Source organism: Tsukamurella ocularis (genome assembly GCF_965138335.1).
In the GTDB taxonomy this organism is placed as follows: domain Bacteria; phylum Actinomycetota; class Actinomycetes; order Mycobacteriales; family Mycobacteriaceae; genus Tsukamurella; species Tsukamurella ocularis_A.
This window is the reverse complement of record NZ_CBCSDV010000015.1, coordinates 1-1,671: the sequence shown is the minus strand read 5'-3', so window position 1 is coordinate 1,671 and position 1,671 is coordinate 1. Positions and strand designations below refer to the sequence as shown.

At 71.0% G+C, this 1,671-nt stretch carries 1 protein-coding gene and 1 pseudogene; both read left to right on the top strand.

From position 1 onward, the window contains the following. Positions 1–136: 136 nt before the first annotated feature. Positions 137–1,182 (top strand): beta-ketoacyl-ACP synthase III (locus ACNAYW_RS14355; protein WP_415850361.1); only part of this gene is annotated, 1,046 nt, incomplete at its 5' end. Then, a pseudogene (locus ACNAYW_RS14350) lies at positions 1,182–1,665 on the top strand (precorrin-3B synthase); the annotation flags it as partial. The gene ACNAYW_RS14355 and the pseudogene ACNAYW_RS14350, both read left to right, overlap by 1 nt. Positions 1,666–1,671: the final 6 nt, after the last annotated feature.

The window sequence follows — 1,671 nt, the reverse complement described above, 5'->3', positions numbered from 1 at the left end:
GGAATACGCCACGCGGCGTGGCGGCGCTTGTTTGAACCGCTCGGTTCATGTTACCAATGACGGGTCGATGAACCGAATGGTTCATCCTCGCCATCCTTCGAACGGAGTACCTCACGCATGACCGCGCCCGCCCNGNTCGCCCCTCCCGCCCCCGCTGAGCAGTCCAATGTCAGCTACCTCGGGATCGGCGCCTACCGTCCGCGGCGCGTGGTGCCCAACTCCGAGATCGTCGACAAGATCGACTCCAGCGACGAGTGGATCAAGACCCGCTCGGGCATCGAGTCGCGGCACTTCGCCGAGGACGACGAGACCATCCTCTCGATGTCGGTCAAGGCCGCCGAGCGCGCGGTGAAGGCGTCGGGCATCGACCCGGAGCAGATCGACTGCGTCATCTCCGCCACCAACACGCGCCTGGAGCTCGGTCCGTCGCTGGCCCCGCAGATCGCCAAGGAGCTCGGTCGCGTCGGCATCCCCGCGTTCGACATCACCGCCGGCTGCTCCGGTTTCACCACCGCCGCCGCGGTCGGCACCGACCTGATCCGGGCCGGCACCGCCAAGTACGTGGTGGTAGTGGGCGTCGAGCGTCTCTCGGACCTGATCTCGCCCGAGGACCGCACGTGCGCGTTCATCTTCGCCGACGGGGCCGGCGCGGCCGTGCTCGGACCGTCCGAGGAGGTGGGCGTCTCGCAGGTGTCGTGGGGCGCCGACGGCGACTTCACCACTGCGATCTACCAGGACAAGGACTTCGGCACCTACTTCGACGAGGTGCACGCCTTCCGGGACGACACCACCACCGAGGCGCCCGTCCGTCCGTTCCTGCGGATGGAGGGCCGCAAGGTCTTCCGCTGGGCCGCCACCGCGCTGCTCCCCGCCTGCCAGGAGGCGCTCAAGCTCGCCGGTCTGACGTCGAAGGACATCGACGTCTTCGTGCCGCACCAGGCGAACCTGCGGATCACTCAGGTGCTCATCAAGGCGCTCGAGCTGCGCGACGACTGCGTCGTCGCCGAGGACATCGTGACCACCGGGAACACCTCCGCCGCGTCCATCCCGCTCGCCGTCGAGGAGCTGCTGCGCACCGGCAAGGCGAAGCCCGGCCAGACCGCGCTGGTCATGGCCTTCGGCTCCGGCCTCGCCTACGCAGGCCACGTCATCACCCTCCCGCCGGTCCACTTCGAGGACTGATCGCACTGCAGCCGAAGCAGCCCGACTCCTGCCCGGGTGTCCTGCGACCGCACGCGGCGGCCGACGGTGCCCTGGTGCGGGTGCGGCTGCCCGGCGGCGCCGTCGAACCGGCCCAGCTGGACGTTCTCGCGGAGCTCGCCGACGGTGAGCCGCTGGAGCTGACGTCGCGGGGCAACCTCCAACTGCGCGGTGTCGGCGACCTCGACGCGGTCCGGGAGCGCCTCGCCGCCGCGGGCCTGCTGCCGTCGGCGACGCACGAGCGCGTGCGCAACATCGTCGCCTCCCCGCTCTCCGGTGAGCTTCGCGAGACCGCCGCGGCGCTCGACAGGGCCCTCGTGGCGCGGGCCGGTCTCGCCGCGCTCCCGGGGCGATTCCTGTTCGCCCTCGACGACGGTGCCGGCGACGTCGCCGCCCTCGCCGCGGACGCCGAGATCCGTTCCGGCGTCCTCCATCTGGACGGCTTCCCGACCGACGCGCCGGGCANCGTCG